This window comes from Rhodanobacter sp. B04 (assembly GCF_002001125.1).
Taxonomy (GTDB): Bacteria; Pseudomonadota; Gammaproteobacteria; order Xanthomonadales; family Rhodanobacteraceae; genus Rhodanobacter.
This window is the reverse complement of the sequence record NZ_MUNV01000022.1, coordinates 13,043-33,668: the sequence shown is the minus strand read 5'-3', so window position 1 is coordinate 33,668 and position 20,626 is coordinate 13,043. Positions and strand designations below refer to the sequence as shown.

Genomic DNA, 20,626 nt, shown 5'->3' with positions numbered 1-20,626 from the left:
CATGGCACTGACATCAAGAAGGAGACCAAGACCCCGATCTCAACCCCGATCTGAGCTAACCTGCAGCACGAACGGGTGGCTCACTTTTCGATGAAAAACCCGGCTCAGTTTTCGGCGGAAATCAACAGCACCACTGCATACCGCGCTGCACCCCATGCACGCGATGTGGATCCACACCATCGAGCCATGATTTCCCCTTGATTATCGACGGACTACAGCAGGCTCAGGACAAGTCCGCGTGCGTCATCGGAAGTTCTGCGAAGGAAGGGCAAGGCACCCTTCCTTCGCATCAACTGACTCTGCTCAGCCGCACTTCGAATACCCGCAGTTGAGACAGGTCTGGCACCCATCCATCAGCACCAATGCCTGCGTATTGCACTTCACGCACAGCGTGGCACCGGGCGGAAAGCCGGAGTCGTTGATCTCGCTCTTGGCGCTGGCCGCCGCGCTTGCCTCAGTGTTTTTTTTTGCCCCGGCCTGCTCGTACGCGGCGCGCTTCTCGGCGATCAGCCGGCGCGTGGCGTCGTCCATCTCCGGGTCGTGGATCAGGCCGATGTTCTTCATGTGTTGTTCGATCACCGCGCCGATCTCGGCCACGATGCTGGGCATGTAGACGCCGCCGGCCTTGAAGTAGCCGCCGCGCGGATCGAACACGGCCTTGAGCTCTTCCACGATGAAGGTGACGTCGCCGCCCTTGCGGAACACGGCGGAAAGGATGCGGGTGAGCGCCACGATCCACTGGAAGTGGTCCATGTTCTTCGAGTTGATGAAGATCTCGAAGGGACGGCGCTGCTCGTGCGGTGTGCCGGCGTTGAGCACGATGTCGTTGATGGTGACGTACAGCGCGTGCTCGAACAGCGGCGACTTGATCTTGAAGGTGGAGCCGATCAGCGTCTCGGGACGCTCGACGCTTTCGTGCATCTGGATCACTTCGGCCTGCTTTACTTCAGCATGTCGCGGCTCTTTCGGCGCGACGCCAGTGACCGTGGGGGCGGCAACCTTGTCTTCGGGTTTGACCACGTTGTAGCCGGTGATCTTCTTTTCGATCTTGATCGCCATGTATTCGCTTCTTCTTGTCGATGGATGCGCGGCGCTGTATCGCGGGCGGCATCTTGGTGCGCATCACGCGCCGGCTGGCGCGGAGAAAAACATCCGGCCCGGCGCAAGGCCGGGCCGGATGCGGTGTGGCTTACTTCTTTTTACCGGCGGCTTTCTTGGCGGCGGGTTTCTTTGCCGACTTGACGCTCGCCTTCTTGCTGGCAGTGGACCTCTTTACCGTCTTGGCGACGGCTTTCTTGCTTGCACCTTTGTTGGTGCTTGCACCTTTCTTGGTGCTGGCGGACTTCTTCGTTGCCGCCTTCTTGGGTGCGGCCTTCTTAGCGGCCGACTTTTTGCTGCTGACCTTCTTTGCGACCTTGGCGACCTTTTTCTTGGCCACCTTGGCGACTTTCTTGGCCACCTTCTTCACCGCTTTCTTCACGGCGGAGGCTTTCTTGGCAACTTTCTTCGCGGCCTTCTTCACGGCTTTCTTGGCCGCAACCTTCTTGGCTGGCGCTTTCTTGGCGGCTGCCTTCTTCGGTGCAGCTTTCTTGGCCGCGGCTTTCTTCGGCGCTGCCTTCTTCGCAGCAGCCTTCTTGGGCGCGGCCTTCTTGGCAGCCGCCTTTTTCCTGGCGGCCGGTTTCTTCGGCGCCGGTGCGGCAACCTCGGCCGGTGCCACGTCCGGCAGAACCGGCAGGGCAACGGCAGGTGCTTCGGTGGCAGCCGGCGCGGCGCTGCCGCTCACTTCAACTTCGTTATCGATGGACATGCTGGTGTTCCCCTCCGATGGACTTCTTGAATTGTCACACGCCCGAGATGGGCAACAGTTTCAGACCTTGCCGCAACCCTTCTTGGAACGCGCATGCTCACGGAGACTGCGGGAACACGCACGTGCCTAGAATTTACCGTAATAGCCTTCCTTCAAGGCATCGAAGAGATTGGCGGCGGAGTGCATTTCGCCGTCGTACTCCACCTGCTCGTTGCCTTTCAGTTCGACAACACTACCGTCCTCAAGCTCGAAGCGGTAGAGGGTATTTTCGAGATCGGATTCTTTCACCAGCACGCCCTGGAATGCGGCGGGGTTGAAGCGGAAGGTGGTGCATCCTTTCAGGCCCTGCTTGTAGGCGTAGAAATAGATGTCCTTGAAGTCTTCGTAGGGGTAATCGGTGGGCACGTTCGCGGTCTTGGAGATCGACGAATCGATCCACTTCTGCGAGGCGGCCTGGATGTCGACATGTTCTTTCGGGCTGATGTCGTCGGCGGAAACGAAGTAGTCGGGCAGCTTGTTGGCGGCCTCGTCGGTGAACACCTTGGCATCGGCGTTGATCAGCGCGCGGTAGGCGAGCAGCTCGTAGCTGAGCACTTCGACCTTTTCCTTGGACTTCTTGCCTTCGCGGATCACGTTGCGCGAGTAGCTGTGCGCGAAGCTCGGCTCGATGCCGTTGCTGGCGTTGTTGGCCAGCGACAGCGAGATCGTGCCGGTGGGCGCGATCGAGCTGTGGTGAGTGAAGCGCGCGCCGGTCTCGGCCAGTTCGGCGACCAGGTTCGGCGCCACGCTGGCGATGCGCTGCATGTAGCGGCTGTACCTGGCGTGCAGCACGCGGCCGGGGATGGAGTCGCCGACCTTGTAGCCGTCGGCGGCCATTTCCGGGCGCTTGCGCAGCATGTCGCCGGTGACGATGTAGTCGCGCAGCAGGATCGGCGCGGCGCCCTTCTCCTTGGCCAGGTCCAGCGCCACTTCCCAGCCGGCGACGGCCATCTCGCGCGAGACTTCCTCGGTGAACGCCACGGCCTCGTCGCTGCCGTAGCGGTACTTGAGCATGGTCACGGTGGAGCCGAGGCCGAGGAAGCCCATGCCGTGGCGGCGCTTGCCCATGATCTCGTTGCGCTGCTGCTCCAGCGGCAGGCCGTTGATCTCGACCACGTTGTCGAGCATGCGGGTGAACACCTTCACCACCTCGCGGTACTCGTCCCAGTCGAAGCGTGCCTTGGGGCCGAACGGGTCGCGCACGAAGGTGGTCAGGTTGACCGAGCCGAGCAGGCACGAGCCGTACGGCGGCAAGGGCTGTTCGCCGCAGTTGTGCGCATGCAGGCCGTTGCCGTCGAAGGTGTTGATGCCGGGCACCTGCACGTCGTAGACGTCCTCCACGCCATCGGCCTGCAACGATGCAACGGTGGCGACGAAGCGCGCGCGGTTGAGGCTGCGCCGGTAGCCGGACAGGGCGGCCTTGAGACGGGTCGCCTTGTCGGTATCGGCAAAGCCGATCAGTTCGGCGAAGCGCGGCAGCGACTCGCCGGCGATGACCAGCTCGTGCTGAGCCTGGGTGGCATACGCCCGCGTGCCGCCGTGGCCGTCCGGCAGCAGGCTTTCGCCGGCAGCGCGGCGATCGCGATAGATGCGCGACGGCATGCCCAGCCGCAGCAGCATGCGCTGCACCGCCTCCAGCCGCGGCAGGTCCGACTGCGCCAGGCGCACGGACACTCCCTTGGCCTGGCTGCCCTGCACCGAGCCGTCGGCATCGAAGAAGCCGCGCAGGAAACCGCGGCAGGCGTCGCTCGATGCCTGTTCCAGCGCCGGGGTGATGGCTTTGTCGCCCACGCCCATGCCGAACTCGAAGGCCAGATCGCGCAATGCCGCAGACTTCATGCGGAATTCGCCACGGCCGCTCACTTCCGACCAGCCGGCGAAGTCGGCGCGATGCGGCAAGGTCTGCGCACAGCGCAGGGCTTCGGCCATCAGCGCACGGGCACCGCCGTTCACGGGGCCGTTCACGACGGCGGCCTGCGGCCACGCCGACAACACGGCCGCCTCGTGCTTGAGCGTGCCGTCACCGACCAGCAGGCCGAGCAGGTAACCCTGCTCGGCGGTCAGCGCGCCGGACCACTGCGCATTGGCGCGGTGGTCGTTGAGCAGCACGCGGTCGCCCGGCTGCAACGCACCGGCGGCGCACCATTCGGTATCCACGCTCCAGCGCGTCATGCGCGAGACGCGGCGCACGCGGTGGTCCTCGGTCAGGCGCAGGCGATGACCTTCTTCGGTCTGTAGCGCCAGTACCGGCTTGGTCGCGGTGCGGAAGAAGCCTTCTGCGCCGGTGGCGTGATCCTTGCCGTCCACTCGCGCCATGAAACCGCGGCCGAGCAGGTCGCTGACCTGGCGCGGGCCTTCGGATGTCTGCACCCAGGTATCGGCGGTGACGCAGGGGTTGGTGGCGCGGATGTGCTCGCACCACCAGTTGTTGTTCATCTCGTTGACCTTGTCGATCAGGATGAAACCCGGCTCGGCATAGTCATAGGTGGACACCATGATCATGTCCCACAGGTGCCGTGCACGGATGTGGCTGTAGATCTTGCAGGCGACCAGGCCGTCCTCGCGGTCGATGTAGTTCTCGTGGGTCGGCCATTCGCGCCAGACCACCTGCGCCGGATCGGCCAGGTCGATTTCGTCCTTTTCCTTGACGTGCACCGGAAACACCAGCGGCCAGTCCTGGTCGTGCTCCACCGCATCCATGAAGCCGTCGGTGATCAGCAGCGACAGGTTGAACTGGCGCAGCCGGCCGTCCTCGCGCTTGGCGCGCACGAACTCGCGCGCGTCCGGGTGGCTGATGTCGAACGTGCCCATCTGCGCGCCGCGGCGACCGCCGGCGGACGACACGGTGAAGCACATCTTGTCGTAGATGTCCATGAACGACAGCGGGCCGCTGGTGTGCGCACCGGCGCCGGACACGTACGCGCCACGCGGGCGCAGCGTGGAGAATTCGTAGCCGATGCCGCAGCCGGCCTTCAGGGTGAGGCCGGCCTCGTGCACTTTCTCCAGGATGTCGTCCATCGAGTCGCGGATGGTGCCGGAGACGGTGCAGTTGATCGTGGAGGTGGCCGGCTTGTGCGCCAGCGCGCCGGCGTTGGAGGTGATGCGGCCGGCGGGAATCGCACCGCGGCGCAGCGCCCACAGGAAACGCTCGTACCAGTGGCCACGCAGCTCGTCGGTGGTTTCGACGTCGGACAAGGCACGCGCCACGCGCTGGTAAGTCTCGTCGATGCTGCCATCGACCGGCTCGCCGGATTTCGCCTTCAGGCGGTATTTCTTGTCCCAGATGTCGTAGGACGCGGGTTGCAGCGGGATTTCCACGGCGGCATCACGACTCATGACTGGATTCTGCTGGGAGCCTGGGGCTGGGTTTGTGGCTGGCGCACGCACTGTGCTCATCGGCTTGCTGACCTCCCGGTGTGGCCTTGCGGCCCCCGTCTTATATTTATTGGATACGACGGCGCTGTAGACGCCGCATGTGTGACTACCGACAAGCCACGGAAGATTGCCCTCCGGCCCATGGGCCACCTGCTTCCGACGATAACGACTCCCCCTCAAGAGTGCGCCAGTCAGCACCAGCACTTGTTCCAGTGCCAGCACCCAACCACAAGATGTTGTGGTTGTGATCGGGAAGGAAAGTTAACCCTGCCGCCGCCGGATGTAAAGTACTTGACGCAGGCGGATCGATCGAAAGGCGCTGCGATGCCGGCTGCGGGCCGGATGGAACCGTCGCGCCGGGATCGGGTCGAACCTGCGCCGCTTTCAATCGTTACCTGAGGAGGATTCCATGTCGTCGCGCCCTTCCCGCCTTCTGCGCTGGCTGACCGGCCTGCTGGTCACCGCCACCATCATCGGCCTGGTGCCGGGCACCGCTGCCGCCGCCACCCTGCCCGCGGCGATCGATGGCCAAGCGATGCCGTCGCTGGCGCCGATGCTCGAACACGTGACCCCGGCGGTGGTGAACATCTCGACCAAGACGCGGGTGGCGGTAAGCAATCCGTATTTCAACGATCCGGTGTTCCGCCAGTTCTTCGGCCTGCCCGACACGCCGCAGGAGCGCACGGAGCAGAGCCTGGGCTCGGGCGTGATCGTGGATGCGGCCAAGGGCTACGTGCTGACCAACAACCATGTGGTGGGCGGCGCCGACGACATCACGGTGACCCTGCAGGACGGGCGCACTTTCAAGGCCAAGCTGATCGGCACCGATCCGGACACCGATGTGGCGGTGGTGCAGATCCCCGCGCAGAACCTGCAGGCGTTGCCGCTGGCCGACTCGTCCAGGCTGCGCGTGGGCGATTACGTGGTGGCGGTGGGCAATCCGTTCGGGCTCGGCCAGACGGTGACCGCCGGCATCGTGTCCGCGCTGGGCCGTTCCGGCCTCGGCCGATCGAGTGCGGGAGGCAGCGGCTACCAGAACTTCATCCAGACCGACGCCTCGATCAACCCGGGCAATTCCGGGGGCGCACTGGTGAACCTGCGCGGCGAACTGGTCGGCATCAACACGATGATCTTCTCGCCCTCGGGCGGCAATGTCGGCATCGGCTTTGCCATACCCAGCGACCTCACCAGCGAAGTGATGGGGCAGCTGCTGGCGCACGGCAAGGTGCAGCGCGGCAGCCTGGGCGTGCAGACGCAGGCGATCACGCCGCGGATCGCCCAGCTGCTGAAGCTGAAGGACAGCAACGGCGTGGTGGTCACCGGCGTCAATGCCGGCTCGGCCGCCGAGGACGCCGGGCTGCAGCCGGGCGACGTGCTGACCACGCTGAACGGCAAGCCGCTGCACAGCGAACAGGAACTGCGCAATGCCGAAGGCCTGCTGCCGCTGGGCAGCGCCGTGCAACTGGGGGTGCTGCGCGACGGCCAGACCCGCCTGGTCACGGCCAAGCTGCGGCAGATCAAGCTGGACAGCGTGGAGGGCGGCCAGCTGGATGCGCGCCTGAGCGGCGTGCGCTTCAGCGACCTCAGCGACGACCAGCGCGCGCAGGGCCTGTACGGCGTGGCGATCAGCGCCGTGCAGCCGGGCAGTCGCGCCGCACGTGCCGGCCTGAGTGCCGGCGACCTGCTGGTCGGCATCGGCAACCAGCGCATCACCGGCCTGCGCATGCTGCACGGCCTGGCCAATGTGCGCCTGCGCCAGCTGGTGCTGGTGGTCGCCGATGACGATGGCAGCCATTACGTGGTGATCAACTGACCCGGGAACATCGCGATGGCTGAAACTGCGTGATGGATCGCCTGCCAGGCGTGCCGTACGGCACAGCCTGGCGCGGCACCCGGGTGCAAACTCATGGAAGTGCTTGATGTTTTGTGTTCAGGTCGATGAAATACCCTGTCCATCTCAACGTATGCGCGCCCGCAGGGCGACATGCCCGCTCAGTTCACCTCCCCACCACGCCGAGGTTCCCCACCACCATGTCTGTCCGTCTTGCCCACCTGTTGTCGATTGCCCTGCTCGGGACCTGCTTCGTCACTGCCCCGGCGTTCGCCAAAACGAAAGCACACACTCACGCCAAGTCCACGGCGCCGGCGAAAACCACCCTGATCTGGCGTGGCGACGTCGCCACCGCTACCGGCGTCGTCAACGAAGTGGCGCTCGCATGGCAGAAGACCGGGCACGGCAGCATCGAGCTGCAGCCGTTCAACACGGCCTCGGGCATCGACGCGGTGGCCAGTGGCGCGGCCGACCTGGCAGGCAGTGCGCGCGCCAGCGACGGCACCTCGGAAAACACCAACCTCACGTTCACCCCGGTGGCCTGGGACGCGCTGGTGATCATCACCCATGCGTCCAATCCGGTCAGCAACCTCACGCTGAAGCAGGTGCACGACATCTACTACGGCAAGATCACCAACTGGAGCCAGGTCGGCGGCAGCAACGCGCCGATCGATGTCTACGCGGTGGCCAGCCCCGGTGACGGTGTGGAGTACAGCCTGCGCAGCCTGCTGTTCGGCCGCGGCAACCAGCCGGTCGCCGCGCCACGGCTGTACGTCAACACGCACAAGCTCGAAGAGGGCGTGGCACTCAACCCGAACGGTTTTGGCGCCGCCACGATGGCCGATATCTACGGCAATCCCAAGCTCAAGGCCGTCTCGATCAACGGCAAGATGGCCAACAGCGCCAACCTGGCCGACGGCAGCTATGTGCTGTTCACCCCGCTGTACCTGGTGACCAACCCGCGCAGCCCGAAGGCGGCGGAGGTCCAGGCTTTCATCGACTTCCTGCAGACCGAGCCCGCCAAGGCTGCGATGCGCAAGCACGCCGTGCTGCCGTACCAGGATGGCATCGCGCTGGCCTCGATGGAGGATGCCCGCCGCAACGAGATCTTCGCTGAACTGGGTGTGCGGCCAAGCCGCCTCGAAACGACGCCGAATGCCGGCGCGCGCGCCGATGCCTCGATCGCCGCGATAAACACGCTGGCCGCTGCACAACAGCGCACCAGCAGCATGAGCAGGCCGCCCGCGAGCACGCCTCCGGCCAGTGCGCCGAGTGCGGCCAGCGAGACTGCAAGCCAGCCCAGCGCCGCCGCCCATTCGGCCCCGGCCGACAACACGACCTATACGGTGGCCAAGGGCGACACCTTGTCGTCGATCGCGGAAAAGAATTCCGTCAGCGTGGCCCAGCTGCGCGACTGGAACCACCTCAAGAACGATCAGATCAAGCTCGGCCAGACGCTGCAGATCAGCGACCGCTGAGTCAGCGATCCCGTGCGGATAGTCGCGCTGACGCTGGATCTGGACGATACCCTGTGGCCGGTCCAGCCGGCCCTGGAGCGCGCGGAGCAGGCCGTCGATGCGTGGCTGCAGCAGCACTACCCGGATGTCGCACGCGCATGGCCGATCGCGGCCATGCGCGAATTGCGCAATCGGGTCGCCGCCGAGCGGCTCGACCTGGCGCATGACTTCACCACCCAGCGCCAGCTCACCCTGCAGCATGCGTTTGCCGCCTGCGGCATCGCCCCCGCGCCGGTGGACGCGCTGTGGGAGATCTACTTCGCGGCGCGCAACAGCGTCGAGCTGTATCCGGACAGCCTGCCGGCCTTGCAGCGGATCACCGCGCGCTGGCCGCTGGCCAGCCTGACCAACGGCAATGCCGACCTGCAGCGCATCGGCATCCACGCGCACTTCGCCCACCACATCTGCGCCCGCGACAGTGGCATGGCCAAACCCGATCCACGCATTTTCGTGGCCGCCGCCGAACGGCTTGGCGTGGCGCCCGCGCAGATCCTGCACGTCGGCGACGATCCGGCGATGGACATGGTCGGCGCGCGCGAGGCCGGCCTGCGCACGGCCTGGATCAACCGCGCCGGCGAGCCGTGGCCACCCGAGCTGGGGCCGGCGCCGGAGCTCGATCTGCGCAGCATGACCGCGCTGGCCGACTGGCTCGAGGCACAGCCTTGCGCCGCATAGGCAGCGCCCGGCAAATCGCGCATGATTGGCGATTGACTGTCACGCCATCGGCGGCTCACCGTGCCGCCGCCAGCCCGAAGGATCCCGCATGTCCGCCCTGATCGAACACCTGCCCGGCAACCGCCACAGCATCCCCATCGAGACCACCGACGCCGCGCACTATGCCGCGAGCCGCCGCCGGCTCAGCGCCGCGCAACGGCGCTGGCTGAGCGACAGCGGCTTCGAAGCCGCGCCGGGCACGTTTGCCTTGCTGGCGGATGTGGCGGGCAAGCTGGTGCGTGTGCTGGTCGGCGTCGATGCGCATGACTCCCTCGGCGCGCTGGCGGGCCTGCCCGGCATCCTGCCCGAGGCGAACTATCACCTTGCCGCCGAAGGCGTGCTGGCCGATCCGCACCAGGCTGCCCTCGGCTGGGCGCTGGGTGCCTACCAGTTCACCCGCTATCGCCAGGCCAGGCGCGCACCGGCGCGGCTCGCCGTGTCCGCCGACGAGCTGCAGCAACTGGCGCCGCTGGTGCAGGCCACCGGGCTGGTACGCGACCTGGTCAACACGCCGACCGAGGACATGGGCCCGCAACAGCTCGCGCATGCGGTCAAGCAGCTCGGCAAGGCGCACAAGGCGAAAGTGCGCGAGTGGGTCGGCGACGAGCTGCTCAAGGCCAACTTTCCGACCATCCACGCGGTCGGCCGCGCCAGCCATCGCGCGCCACGGCTGATCGAGCTGAACTGGGGCAAGTCCAGCCATCCGAAACTGGTGGTGGTCGGCAAGGGCGTGTGCTTCGACACCGGCGGCCTCGACCTGAAATCGTCCGACGGCATGCGCTGGATGAAGAAAGACATGGGCGGCGCCGCGCACGCGATCGCCCTGGCCGGGCTGATCATGCAGGCGAAGCTGCCGGTGCGGCTGACCCTGCTGGTTCCGGCGGTGGAGAACTCCGTGGCCGGCAACGCGATGCGTCCGGGCGAAGTGATCACCACTCGCGCCGGCCTCACCGTGGAGATCGACAACACCGACGCCGAGGGCCGGCTGGTGCTGTGCGACGCGCTGGCCTACGGCGCCGAACAGCAACCGGAACTGATCGTCGATTTCGCCACGCTCACCGGCGCCGCACGCGTCGCGCTGGGGCCGGATCTGCCGGCGCTGTTCGCCAACGACGAAGCCGTCGCCGCGGCCGCGCTGGCGGCCGGCCATGCGGTCGACGACCCGCTGTGGCGGCTGCCGTTGTGGCGCCCGTATCGCCGGATGCTCGATTCCTACCTGGCCGATTTCGCCAATGCGGGGCCGTCACGGCATGCGGGGGCGATCACCGCGGCGCTGTACCTGGAGCGCTTCGTGCCGGACGGCACGCCGTGGCTGCACCTGGATACCTACGCGTGGAACGACAGCGACCGTCCCGGCCGGCCGCGCGGCGGCGAGGCGATGGGCTTGCGTGCGCTGTTCGCGTTCCTGCAGCAGCGCTATCGCGGCTGAGCCGCGAGCAGCGCCACTCAAGCGCTGCCGGACAGGGTCGCGCGTAGCCGTTGCAGGCGCTGCCGCAAGGCACGCAGGCCACGCACGATGCGCGGCAGCATCCAGCACATCAGCAGCACGAACAGGCCGAGCAGGATCAGCAACACCAGCGGGTGCCGCCACATCAGGTACAGGCCGCCGAGCCAGCTGACGTCCTCGCCCACGCTGGCGCCCCAGTTGCTGAAAGGCTCCGGTGAGGTGTTGATCAAGGCCCGCGTGCCGGCCTTGGTGAAATGCGTGCCGGCGACCAGCGCGCCGCCGAGCAGGGCCGCCGCCAGCTGGGTACCGGCGCCGGAATCCCTGAACACGCCCCAGGCCAGCAAGGTGCCGATCGGGATGCGGATGAAGGTATGCACCGCGTCCCAGGCGCTGTCGAACGCCGGCACCTTGTCAGCCAGGAACTCGCACAGCATCAGCACCCCGGACACCGCCAGCACCCAGGTGTCGGTCAACGGCAGCAGGCCGTCCGGCAGGTGCACATAGCCGAACCGGCCCAGCATGCCGGCCACGAAGACCGTGGCGTACAGCCGGATGCCGCTGGCCCAGGCCAGGCCACCGGCCAGCGCGACGTTCGACAACATGTCCATGCGGATCCTCGTGGAGGGACGCTGCAGACCGTGTTTACGCGCGATGTTGCCGACTGTCCAGCCACGCCGCCAGCCCGGCGTGGCACGCAAACGAGCCGCAGCAAGCTCTTGCGCGAACACGGCGCGCGGTTGTCGCCAGCCCTCGAAATGGTGTCGTGGCGCTATTTTTTTTTGCTGCCCCGTGTGATCCTGCTAACCGATCTGCATTTTCCTCCGGTGATACCCACTAACCTCCAGGATCAAGCAGTTTGTTTGCCATGGGGGAAATGGCAGATCACGACGTTTGCAATCGCAGTAGCTCACACGAAACCGGATCATGGCGGCAGGTGTGCCCTTGGGAGAGGGCCGCAATGAAGCGCTCGTTTGGATGTGTCTGCCCGGAAGCGCTGCCACCATGAAGTCCCGGACCATCCATCAAGATCGGGGAGAACTTCATGCATCGTGTATTGCCTCACAACCGGCTCGCGCTGGCACTGTCCAGCGCACTTTTCGCCACCATGTCACTGGGCAGCGCCGGGGTACATGCGCAGGACCAGGCAGCCGGCACCGCGACAGGAAGCAATGCTCCGGCCAACGGCCAGGCTCAACCGGAGGCGGCATCCACGAGCAACGCAAAGACCTTGAAGGCGGTCGTCGTCACCGGCTCGCTGATCCGGCGCGTCGACGCCGAGACGTCCAGTCCGGTGACGATGGTGGATCGCGCAGCGATCACCAATGCCGGCAATCCGACCATGGGCAATGTGCTGCAGGCACTACCCAGCATCTCCGGCAACGCGACCAACACCCAGAACAACACCAACGGCGGCGGCGTCGCCAGCCCGACACTGGAGGGCGGCGATGGTGCCGCGCGCATCTCGTTGCGCGGCCTGGGCGTCAACCGCACCCTGGTCCTGATCGACGGCCAGCGCATGGCCAATGCCGATGTCAACATGATCCCGCAGAACATGATCGAGCGGGTCGACGTGCTGGCCGAGGGCGCCTCGACGGTGTATGGCTCCGACGCGATCGGCGGCGTGGTCAACTTCATCCTGCGCAAGGACTACAAGGGCGTCGAAGCCAGCATCAACGACGGCATCTCAAGCCATGGCGACGGCCAGCGGCACGGCATCAGCCTGACCGGCGGCATGAGCGGCGACAACTACAACATCGTCGGCGGCCTCGACTACAACAAGTACGACGCCGCGCTGGCCAGCCAGCGCAAGTTCTCTTCGCATCCGCTGTACCTGTCCAGCGGCGCGCTCACCTCTTCCGGTTCCAGCACCATCCCGACCGGCAAGATCCAGGTACCCGCGTCGATCGGCAGCCAATACGGCTGCACCAGCAATAACGGGACATCCCTCATCACGCTGGCGCAGGGCAACGGATCGAGCCAAAGCGATTACCGCTGCGACCACTACCCTTCGGATGCGTACAACTACAACACGTACAACTACATCCAGACCCAGCAACAGCGCACCGACGCCTTCGTGCTCGGCAGCTACAACCTCACCAGCAACCTGACCTTCTTCGCGAATGCGTTCTTCAACCATACCCAGTCGAGCGGCCAGGACGCACCTGCGCCGACCTCGGCCAACAGCGACGGCTGGTACGTGGCGGCCAGCAATCCGATCAACCCGTTCGGCATCACCTTCGGCACCGATCCGGCAAACCCGAACGATCCGAATGGCGGCTATGGTTTCAATACCCGACTGACCGGGGCCGGTAACCGTCTGCACACCTATGACACCCAGAACGTGCAGGTCAACACCGGCCTGCGCGGCATGTTCGGCCAGAGCAGCTGGAACTGGGATGCCTCGATCGACTATGGCCATGCCAACCGCACGCAGCGCGATTACAACGAACTCAACATCGCCGACTTCCAGGCGGCGATCAACAGTGGCGTGAACATCTTCGACCAGGCCAACCAGACGGCCGCGTTGAAAGGCCTGGTCGACGATCCAGTGTACGTGTTCACCAATGCCACGAAGCAGGTGCAGTTCGACGCCAATGGCGAACTGTGGGACCTGCCGGCAGGTGCCATGCAGCTGGCCGTAGGCGCGCTGTACCGCGAGCAGACGATGAATTACACGGTTACCCCCGATGCCGTGCTCGACCTCGCCACCGGCAAATGCCAGATATTGCAGGAGGGCTGCGGTTCGCCGGGCCGCGGCAGCGACAACGTCAAGGAGATCTATGCCGAATCGCTGATCCCGCTGCTGTCGCAGCTACCGGGAGCGTATTCGTTGAATCTCGACCTTGGCGTGCGCGCGTCCGACTACGACAGCAGCGGCTCGACCACCAACGGCAAGATCGCCGTCGAGTGGCGGCCGATCGCCGACCTGCTGGTCCGCGGCACGGTGACCCAGGTATTCCGCGCGCCCAATCTGGATGAACTCTATGACGGCATCACCCTGGTCCAGCCGAACTTGAACGATCCCTGCGTCGGCCTCACGGCGGCCCAGCTCGCGCAGCATGCCGCCGCCTGCCAGTCCGTTCCCGTCGGCTGGGTGAACACCAATCAACAGGTCAACACGTATTACTCGGGCGCCAGCACGGTCGGTCAGTCGCTCAAGCCGGAACAGGGCAAATCGATTGATTTCGGCCTGGTCTACAACCCCAGCTGGGCAGAGGGCCTGTCCACCAGCGTCGACTTCTGGCACATCTACCTGAGTGACCTGCTGACGCCGATTTCCGCCACGACGGTGGTCGACAGCTGCTTTGCCAACAACAGCAGCCCGTATTGCTCGTTGATCAGCCGCTACGGCAGCAACACCCAGCTGGCGGGCCAGATCAATGTGATCGACACGCCGGTGGTCAACCTGGGCAACCTCAGCACCAGCGGCGTCGACTTCACGCTGAACTACAAGATCCCGCATTTCGATCTTGGCAGCGTGAATCCAGGCGACTTCAAGGCAGGCTTCGCCAGCACTTATCTCTCCACCTACAACAACGACGCCACGCCCGGCCAGCCGGGCGCGCACACGGTCAACTATGCCGGTACCTTCACCCAGCAATTCGGCAACATGACGCGTTGGCGCGGCACGCTCACGTTCAACTGGACGCTGGGCAACTGGAGCGCGCAGTGGCAGACGCGCTACATCAATCACCTGACCAACGTGAATGCGGATGCCGCCATCCCCGGCGTCAACCTTCCGATGGCCTCGGTGCTGTATCACTCGATCCAGCTTGGCTATGAGGTCCCGTCGTGGCATACCCGGATCGATGTCGGCGTGGACAACCTCAGCGACAAGATACCGCCGCTGGTCTATCAGAACGGCACGAACTACAACGTGGATGCCTCCACCTACGACACGATCGGCCGCTACTACTGGGCGCGTGCCACGGTGAAGTTCTGATCGGCTGAACCGGCTGGGAAGTTCCACGACAACCCGGAGGGGTCGCGAGATATTCCCGCGACCCCTCTTGCATAATGAAGGCCGGCAGACAATCGATCGGAAAGGCATGCCCGCACCCACCCACAGCCTCGCCGAGGCGATGAGCAGCGCCTACGGTGCTGGCGACATGGAGCGAGTCATCGCCCTCGGCGAAGGCGCGACTGAAACGGACGAACCGGCCCTGCTTTGGCTCGGTCTCGCCCGATACGCCTGCGCGCGCTACCGGCAGGCAGCAAGCGCGTTCGGGGCACTGACGCGCATGCGGCCGCAGGTGTCCGCGTACTGGAACAATCTAGGGCTCGCCTGCCGCCAGGACGGCGACATGGCCGCAGCCGAGCACGCGTTCCTGACGGCGCTCTCGCTGGCGCCGGACGATGCCGAACTGCACTACAACCTCGGCCTGCTGCATCTGCAGCAACGGCGTTGGGTGCTGGCCCGGCAGGCACTGATGGATGCGGTACATCTGTCGCCACAGTTCATCGAAGCCCGCCTGCAGGCCGCACACGCCTGCTACGTCGGTGGCGACAACGAGGGCCAGCAGGCCATGCTGGCCGGCGCCGCCGGCTGGCCGGCCCAGTCGGGCGAACAGGCGCTGACCCTTGCCGCGATGCTGTCCGCCCAGGGCGAACTTGAAATCGCGCTCGGCACGCTGGCCCGTGCGCAGCTACCCGATGGAGCGGCAGCCGGGATCATGCGGCTGCGCATCGCCGCCCAGCGGTCGGTACTCCACGAACGCAGCAACCAGCTCGATCGCGCGCGCCAGGAACTGCAGCAGTTGCCACTGGAGGTTCTCGACCAGCTGCCACCGGGCGACGATGCGCGCGCAGAAGGCTGGAGCGCACACGCTGCACTGGCCATGCGCGACGCCGACTACGCTGCCGCCGCGGCGCTCTATCGCCGGGTGCTTGCGCTCACCCTCGATGACCAGCACCGCGCCAGCGCCGCCTTTGGCCTGGCCGCGGCCAGCAGCCGGATGGGTCGACACGGCGAGGTATGGCCGGCGTTGCAGACCGCCCATGCCGCCCAGCTGAATATTGCCCAAGCCATCGTGCCGGAGCTGATGCAGCCGGACAGCATGCCCTTGCAGATGACCCATCACCATGTCGACCACACGGCCTACCGGGGATGGAAACCGTTGCCTACTCTGGCCGATCGGCACCAGCCTGTTTTCGTGGTCGGCTTTCCGCGCTCGGGTACGACCCTGTTGGAGCAGATGCTGGATGCACACCCCGATTTCCGCTCGATGGACGAGCGCGCCTTCATCCATGACCTGATCGAGGGCATGGAAATGACCGGCCAGCACTATCCTGCCGACCTGGCCAGCCTCAGCGCGAGCGAAGCGGATCAACTGCGCGCGGTGTACTTCCGCCGGGTCGCACAGATCGTGCCCGACCTCGGCCAGCATCGGCTGGTGGACAAGAATCCGCTCAACATGCTGTGCCTGCCGATGATCATGCGGCTGTTCCCGCAGGCGCGCATCATCCTGTGCCTGCGCCATCCATGCGACGTGCTGCTCAGCTGCTACATGCAGTCGTTCCGCTCACCGGCCTTCATGGTGCTGTGTTCGTCGCTGCAGCGCCTGGCACGCGGATATGTGCAGGCCTTCGAGCACTGGCAACGGCACGTGGAAGTGTTCGCGCCACGCGTGCTGGAGTGGCGCTACGAGTCGGTGGTCAGCCAGTTTGACGATCACGTCGCGCGGCTGGGGCAGTTCCTCGAAGTCGCCGACGCCTCGCCCATGGCGCGCTTCGCCGAACACGCGCGCAACAAGCGCTTCATCAGCACGCCAAGCTACGCCCAGGTGATCCAGGGCATCAACCCCGGGGCGGTCAACCGCTGGCATGCCTACCGCGAACATTTCGAACCGGTGCTTCCCCTGTTGCGCCCGTTGATCGACCAGCTCGGCTACACCGCATAAAAAAAGCAGCGCGAATGCGCTGCCTTTTCGTATTGCCTGGGTGGCTCAGTGCATTTCCGTCGACGAAGCACTCGCCGGCGCGCCGGCCATCGCCGTCATGCTGAACTTGCCGCCATACGGCAGCACTTCGGCGGCCAGTTTTGGATCGGCCTTGATCAGGCCGATTGCGTCGAACAGGATGTGTGCCGTCTCGTTGAGCTCAACGTCCTTCGCCTTCTTCGCGTCCTTTTCCTGCTTGAGCTCGCTCTTCAGGCTGCGCTCGTTCGCATCGAGGCCGTCGTCCAGCGCACTGTCCTCGTCGGCCAGGGCCGCATCGGTGCCGTCGATCGCCTTGTGCCGGTTGCGGAACTCGGTCTGCAATGCGTCCTGCTGCTTGCGCTCGGCTTCGCGGGTGGCGAAGTTCAGCGAGATCGAGGTCTTGTCGCGCATGATCTTGTACTGCGCCAGCTCGTCGAGCATCAGTTTCCAGGCCGGCGACTTCGCCACGCGCGTGTCATGCATTTGCTGCAGCTGCGGCAGGTAGGCATTGAGGTCGGCCACCGGCTGGTAGTCGGCCGGCGCGATCTGCGTCCACTTCAGCGCGTTGTCGTAGGTGGATTCGCCGAAATCCTTGTCGTCGCCGTTTTTCGGGAACGCGATATCCGGCGTCACTCCCTTCAGCTGGGTGGAGCCGCCATTGATGCGGAAGAACTCCTGGATGGTCATCTTCAGCTCGCCGTACTGCGGCTTCTCGCTGTTGTTGTTGGCGATGCGGTCCAGATCCACCAGGTTCTGCACGGTGCCCTTGCCGAAGGTGGGCTCGCCGATGATCAGGCCGCGATGGTAGTCCTGGATCGCCGCGGCGAAGATCTCCGAAGCCGAAGCCGAGCCGCGATTGACCAGCACGGCCAGCGGTCCGCTCCACACCATGCCCGAATCGTCGTTGCCCTGCACCTCGACATGCCCGCGCGAGTTGCGCACCTGCACCACCGGGCCCTTGTCGATGAACAGACCAGTCATCGAAATGGCCTCGGCCAATGAGCCGCCGCCATTGTTGCGCAGATCCACCACCACGCCCTGCACGCCAGCCGCCTTCAGCTCGCCGAGCAGCTTGGCCACGTCGCGGGTGGTGCTCTTGAAGTCCTTGTCGCCTTCGCTGCGCGCGCCGAAGTCGGAATAGAACGAGGGCAGGTTGATCACGCCGATCTTGCGGGTGACGCCGCCATCCTTGATATCGATGATCTTCTTGCTGGCCGCGGCGTCCTCGAGGTTGATCTTGTCGCGCACCAGGGTGATCAGTTCGTGCTTGCCGTCCTGGCCGGCATCGGTCGGAAGCATCTCCAGCCGCACGACCGTGCCCTTCTTGCCGCGAATCAGCTTGGTCACATCGTCGATGCGCCAGCCGACTACGTCGACCAGCGGACCATTCTCGCCCTGGCCCACCGCGAGAATGCGGTCGCCCGGCTTGAACTTGTTCGACTTGATCGCCGGGCCACCCGGCACCAGCTTGGCGATCATGGTGTAGTCGTCGCGCGACTCCAGCTGCGCACCGATGCCTTCCAGCGACAGTTTCATCGCAATGTCGAAGTTCTCCGCCGCACGCGGCCCGAGATAATCGGTGTGCGGATCGGTGGTCTCGGCATAGGCGGTCATGAAGGTCTGGAACGCGTCCTGGCCATCCAGCTGGCGCACCCGCTCGATGTAGCCGGCATAGCGCTTGTCCAGCGTCTTGCGGATCTCGGCATCGTCCTTGCCCGCCAGCTTCAGGCGCAGCCAGTCGTTCATCGTGCGCTTGCGCCACAGATCGTCCAGCGCGGCCTGATCCTTCGGCCAGTCGGCATTCTTGCGATCGAACGTGTAGCTCTCGTCGGCGGAGAAATCGAAACCCTGCTTGAGCAGGCTGCGCGCATAGTTCATGCGCTCGACCGCGCGCTGCACATACAGGTTGAAGATCGAGAACGGCGCGGACAGATCCTGGTTCCAGATCGCGTCATCGAGCTTGGTCTTCAGCGGTGCGAACCTGGCCATGTCGACCTGGGTGAAAAACACCTTCTCGCTGTCGAGCAGCTTGAAATAGGCAGTGTAGATCCGCGCCGACATCGCATCGTCGAGCGGCTGCGCATCGTAATGGAATCGGGTCAGGAAGCTCGCCGACATCTGCGCGGCCTGCGCCTCGGCGGTGGTGGGCTTGAGCGGCCAACTGGCCGCCTTGCGGTTGCCTGTGCCGGCACCGAGATCGGCCGCCGACTGTGCGAAGGCACAGGTCGCGGTGAAGGCAAGCAGAAAAACCAGCGCGGGGCGAAATTTCATGTAGGTTCTCAGACTGACTCGGTGACACCGGCTGCATGGGCCTGCAGGTCGGCGTGATAGGACGAGCGCACCAGCGGACCGGAGGCGACGTGATGGAAACCCATCGCCTCACCGGCTTCGCGCAGTGCCTCGAATTCTTCGGGCGTCCAGTAGCGCACCACCGGGTGGTGATGCGGCGTGGGCTGCAGGTACTGGCCGATCGTGATCATCTCGACGTCGTGCGCACGCAAGTCGCGCATGGTCTCCAGCACCTGCTCCAGGGTCTCGCCCAGGCCGAGCATGATGCCGGACTTGGTCGGCACCTCCGGATGCTGCGCCTTGAAGCGCTTGAGCAGGTCCAGCGACCACTGGTAGTCGGCGCCCGGTCGCACTTCGCGATACAGGTGCGGCACGGTTTCCAGGTTGTGGTTGAACACGTCCGGCGGGAAATCCTTCAGCACTTCCAGCGCACGTTCCATGCGGCCCTTGCCGCGGAAGTCCGGCGTCAGGATCTCGATCTTGATGCTCGGGCTGGCATGGCGCGTCGCACGGATGCACGCGGCGAAATGTTCGGCACCGCCGTCGCGCAGGTCGTCGCGATCGACCGAAGTGATCACCACGTAGCGCAGGCGCATGTCGCGGATGGTCTCGGCCAGGCGTGCCGGCTCCAGCGGATCGGGCGCGGCGGGACGGCCATGCGCCACGTCGCAGAACGAGCAGCGGCGGGTGCATACCTCACCGAGGATCATGAAGGTGGCGGTGCCCTTGCTGAAGCACTCGTGGATGTTCGGGCAGGACGCCTCTTCGCATACGGTCACCAGCGCGTTCTCGCGCAGGCGTGCCTTCAGCTGCTGCACGGCGTTGCCCTGCGGCAGTCGCACGCGGATCCAGCTGGGCTTGCGCAGCACGGGAATGGCGGTGTCGAAGCCCGCACGGTTCAGCGCGATCTTGTCGTTGCCCAGCTGCTTTTCGGGCGTACCGGCGACGACGCTGATCGGAATGCTGCGGGACGGAGAAGTGGAGGTATCGCTCATCAGGAAGCCTGGATCGCTGCGCGGGCGGGGAGTTCGGGTAGGACAGCAGCGGCCGGCTCGGCATCGAAGCCGAACTGTCGGCAGAATTCGCCAATCAGTACATCCTCGACGTCCGCCAGTCGCGACGGACCGCCCAAGTCTAACACTTGCGTGACCGCCAAACCCTTGTAGCCGCAGGGGTTGATGCGGTGATAGGGCTCCAGATCCATGTCCACGTTGAAGGCCAGCCCATGGAAACTGCAGCCGCGGCGCACGCGCAGCCCCAGGGCAGCCACCTTGGCACCGCCGACATAGACACCGGGTGCGCCTTGCAGCCGCTCGGCGTCGATGCGCCAGTGCGCAAGGGTATCGATGATCGACTGCTCGATCTTGCTGACCAGCTCGCGCACCCCGACGCCGACCCGGCGCAGGTCGATCAGCGGATAGCCGACGATCTGGCCCGGGCCGTGGTAGGTCACCTGGCCGCCGCGATCCACCGGCACCACCGGAATGTTGCCGGGCGCCAGCACGTGTTCCATCTTGCCGGCCTGGCCCAGCGTGAACACCGGATCGTGCTCCAGCAACCACAGCTCGTCGACCGTGTCCGCCGTGCGGTTGTCGGTGAACGCGCTCATCGCCTGCCACACCGGCTCGTACGGCTGGCGACCAAGGCGACGGATCTTCAACGGCAGTGACATGCAGGAACCTTGAGACG

13 protein-coding genes are annotated in these 20,626 nt (G+C 65.3%); 6 read left to right on the top strand and 7 right to left on the bottom strand.

Annotated features, from left to right (window positions below):
• Positions 1-303 precede the first annotated feature (303 nt).
• The 3 genes from B0E46_RS14530 to B0E46_RS14520 form a co-directional block, all read right to left on the bottom strand.
• A complete protein-coding gene (locus tag B0E46_RS14530) occupies positions 304-1,059 on the bottom strand; it encodes an NrdJb (RefSeq protein WP_077556496.1) in 756 nt (251 codons plus the stop codon).
• 130 nt (positions 1,060-1,189) lie between these two features.
• On the bottom strand, positions 1,190-1,807 hold the full coding sequence (locus tag B0E46_RS14525) for a hypothetical protein (protein ID WP_077556495.1): 618 nt from the start codon (positions 1,805-1,807) through the stop codon (positions 1,190-1,192).
• A 126-nt stretch (positions 1,808-1,933) separates the two neighbouring features.
• The gene (locus B0E46_RS14520) at positions 1,934-5,182 is read right to left on the bottom strand and encodes an LAGLIDADG family homing endonuclease (RefSeq protein ID WP_077556494.1); all 3,249 of its coding nucleotides are present in this window, start codon (positions 5,180-5,182) and stop codon (positions 1,934-1,936) included.
• Positions 5,183-5,630: 448 nt separating this feature from the next.
• On the opposite strand from B0E46_RS14520, the gene B0E46_RS14515 reads away from it, so the two are divergent.
• The 4 genes from B0E46_RS14515 (at position 5,631) to B0E46_RS14500 (ending at position 10,712) form a co-directional block, all read left to right on the top strand.
• Entirely contained in the window at positions 5,631-7,034 is a 1,404-nt protein-coding gene (locus B0E46_RS14515) for a Do family serine endopeptidase (RefSeq protein ID WP_077556493.1), read from the top strand.
• A gap of 218 nt (positions 7,035-7,252) precedes the next feature.
• Positions 7,253-8,530 carry a substrate-binding domain-containing protein gene (locus B0E46_RS14510; protein WP_077556492.1) on the top strand — a complete coding sequence of 426 codons (1,278 nt, stop codon included), beginning with the start codon at positions 7,253-7,255 and terminating at the stop codon, positions 8,528-8,530.
• Positions 8,531-8,542: 12 nt separating this feature from the next.
• The gene (locus B0E46_RS14505) at positions 8,543-9,244 is read left to right on the top strand and encodes an HAD family hydrolase (RefSeq protein ID WP_077556491.1); all 702 of its coding nucleotides are present in this window, start codon (positions 8,543-8,545) and stop codon (positions 9,242-9,244) included.
• An 88-nt stretch (positions 9,245-9,332) separates the two neighbouring features.
• Positions 9,333-10,712 (top strand): leucyl aminopeptidase family protein, encoded by a 1,380-nt coding sequence (locus B0E46_RS14500; RefSeq protein ID WP_077556490.1) that lies wholly within the window; start codon positions 9,333-9,335, stop codon positions 10,710-10,712.
• Positions 10,713-10,729: 17 nt separating this feature from the next.
• On the opposite strand, the gene B0E46_RS14495 is transcribed toward B0E46_RS14500, so the two are convergent.
• Entirely contained in the window at positions 10,730-11,338 is a 609-nt protein-coding gene (locus B0E46_RS14495) for a DUF4126 domain-containing protein (RefSeq protein WP_217316356.1), read from the bottom strand.
• 434 nt (positions 11,339-11,772) lie between these two features.
• On the opposite strand from B0E46_RS14495, the gene B0E46_RS14490 reads away from it, so the two are divergent.
• Both B0E46_RS14490 and B0E46_RS14485 read left to right on the top strand, forming a co-directional pair.
• Complete coding sequence (locus B0E46_RS14490) at positions 11,773-14,673, top strand: TonB-dependent receptor (RefSeq protein ID WP_077556488.1); 2,901 nt, start codon at positions 11,773-11,775, stop codon at positions 14,671-14,673.
• A gap of 106 nt (positions 14,674-14,779) precedes the next feature.
• Positions 14,780-16,630: a sulfotransferase gene (locus tag B0E46_RS14485; protein ID WP_077556487.1), complete on the top strand. Its 1,851-nt coding sequence runs from the start codon at positions 14,780-14,782 to the stop codon at positions 16,628-16,630.
• A 45-nt stretch (positions 16,631-16,675) separates the two neighbouring features.
• On the opposite strand, the gene B0E46_RS14480 is transcribed toward B0E46_RS14485, so the two are convergent.
• Genes B0E46_RS14480 through lipB form a run of 3 tightly spaced genes read right to left on the bottom strand, consistent with a single transcriptional unit; the run spans position 16,676 to position 20,609 of the window.
• Positions 16,676-18,919, bottom strand: a complete 2,244-nt coding sequence (locus B0E46_RS14480) for a carboxy terminal-processing peptidase (protein ID WP_077556486.1) — start codon at positions 18,917-18,919, stop codon at positions 16,676-16,678.
• Positions 18,920-18,927: 8 nt separating this feature from the next.
• Positions 18,928-19,932, bottom strand: coding sequence for a lipoyl synthase (gene lipA / locus B0E46_RS14475; RefSeq protein WP_077556485.1), 1,005 nt, complete (start codon positions 19,930-19,932; stop codon positions 18,928-18,930).
• Positions 19,932-20,609, bottom strand: a complete 678-nt coding sequence (gene lipB, locus B0E46_RS14470; protein ID WP_077556484.1) for a lipoyl(octanoyl) transferase LipB — start codon at positions 20,607-20,609, stop codon at positions 19,932-19,934. Before lipB ends, lipA begins: the two co-directional genes overlap by 1 nt.
• Positions 20,610-20,626: the final 17 nt, after the last annotated feature.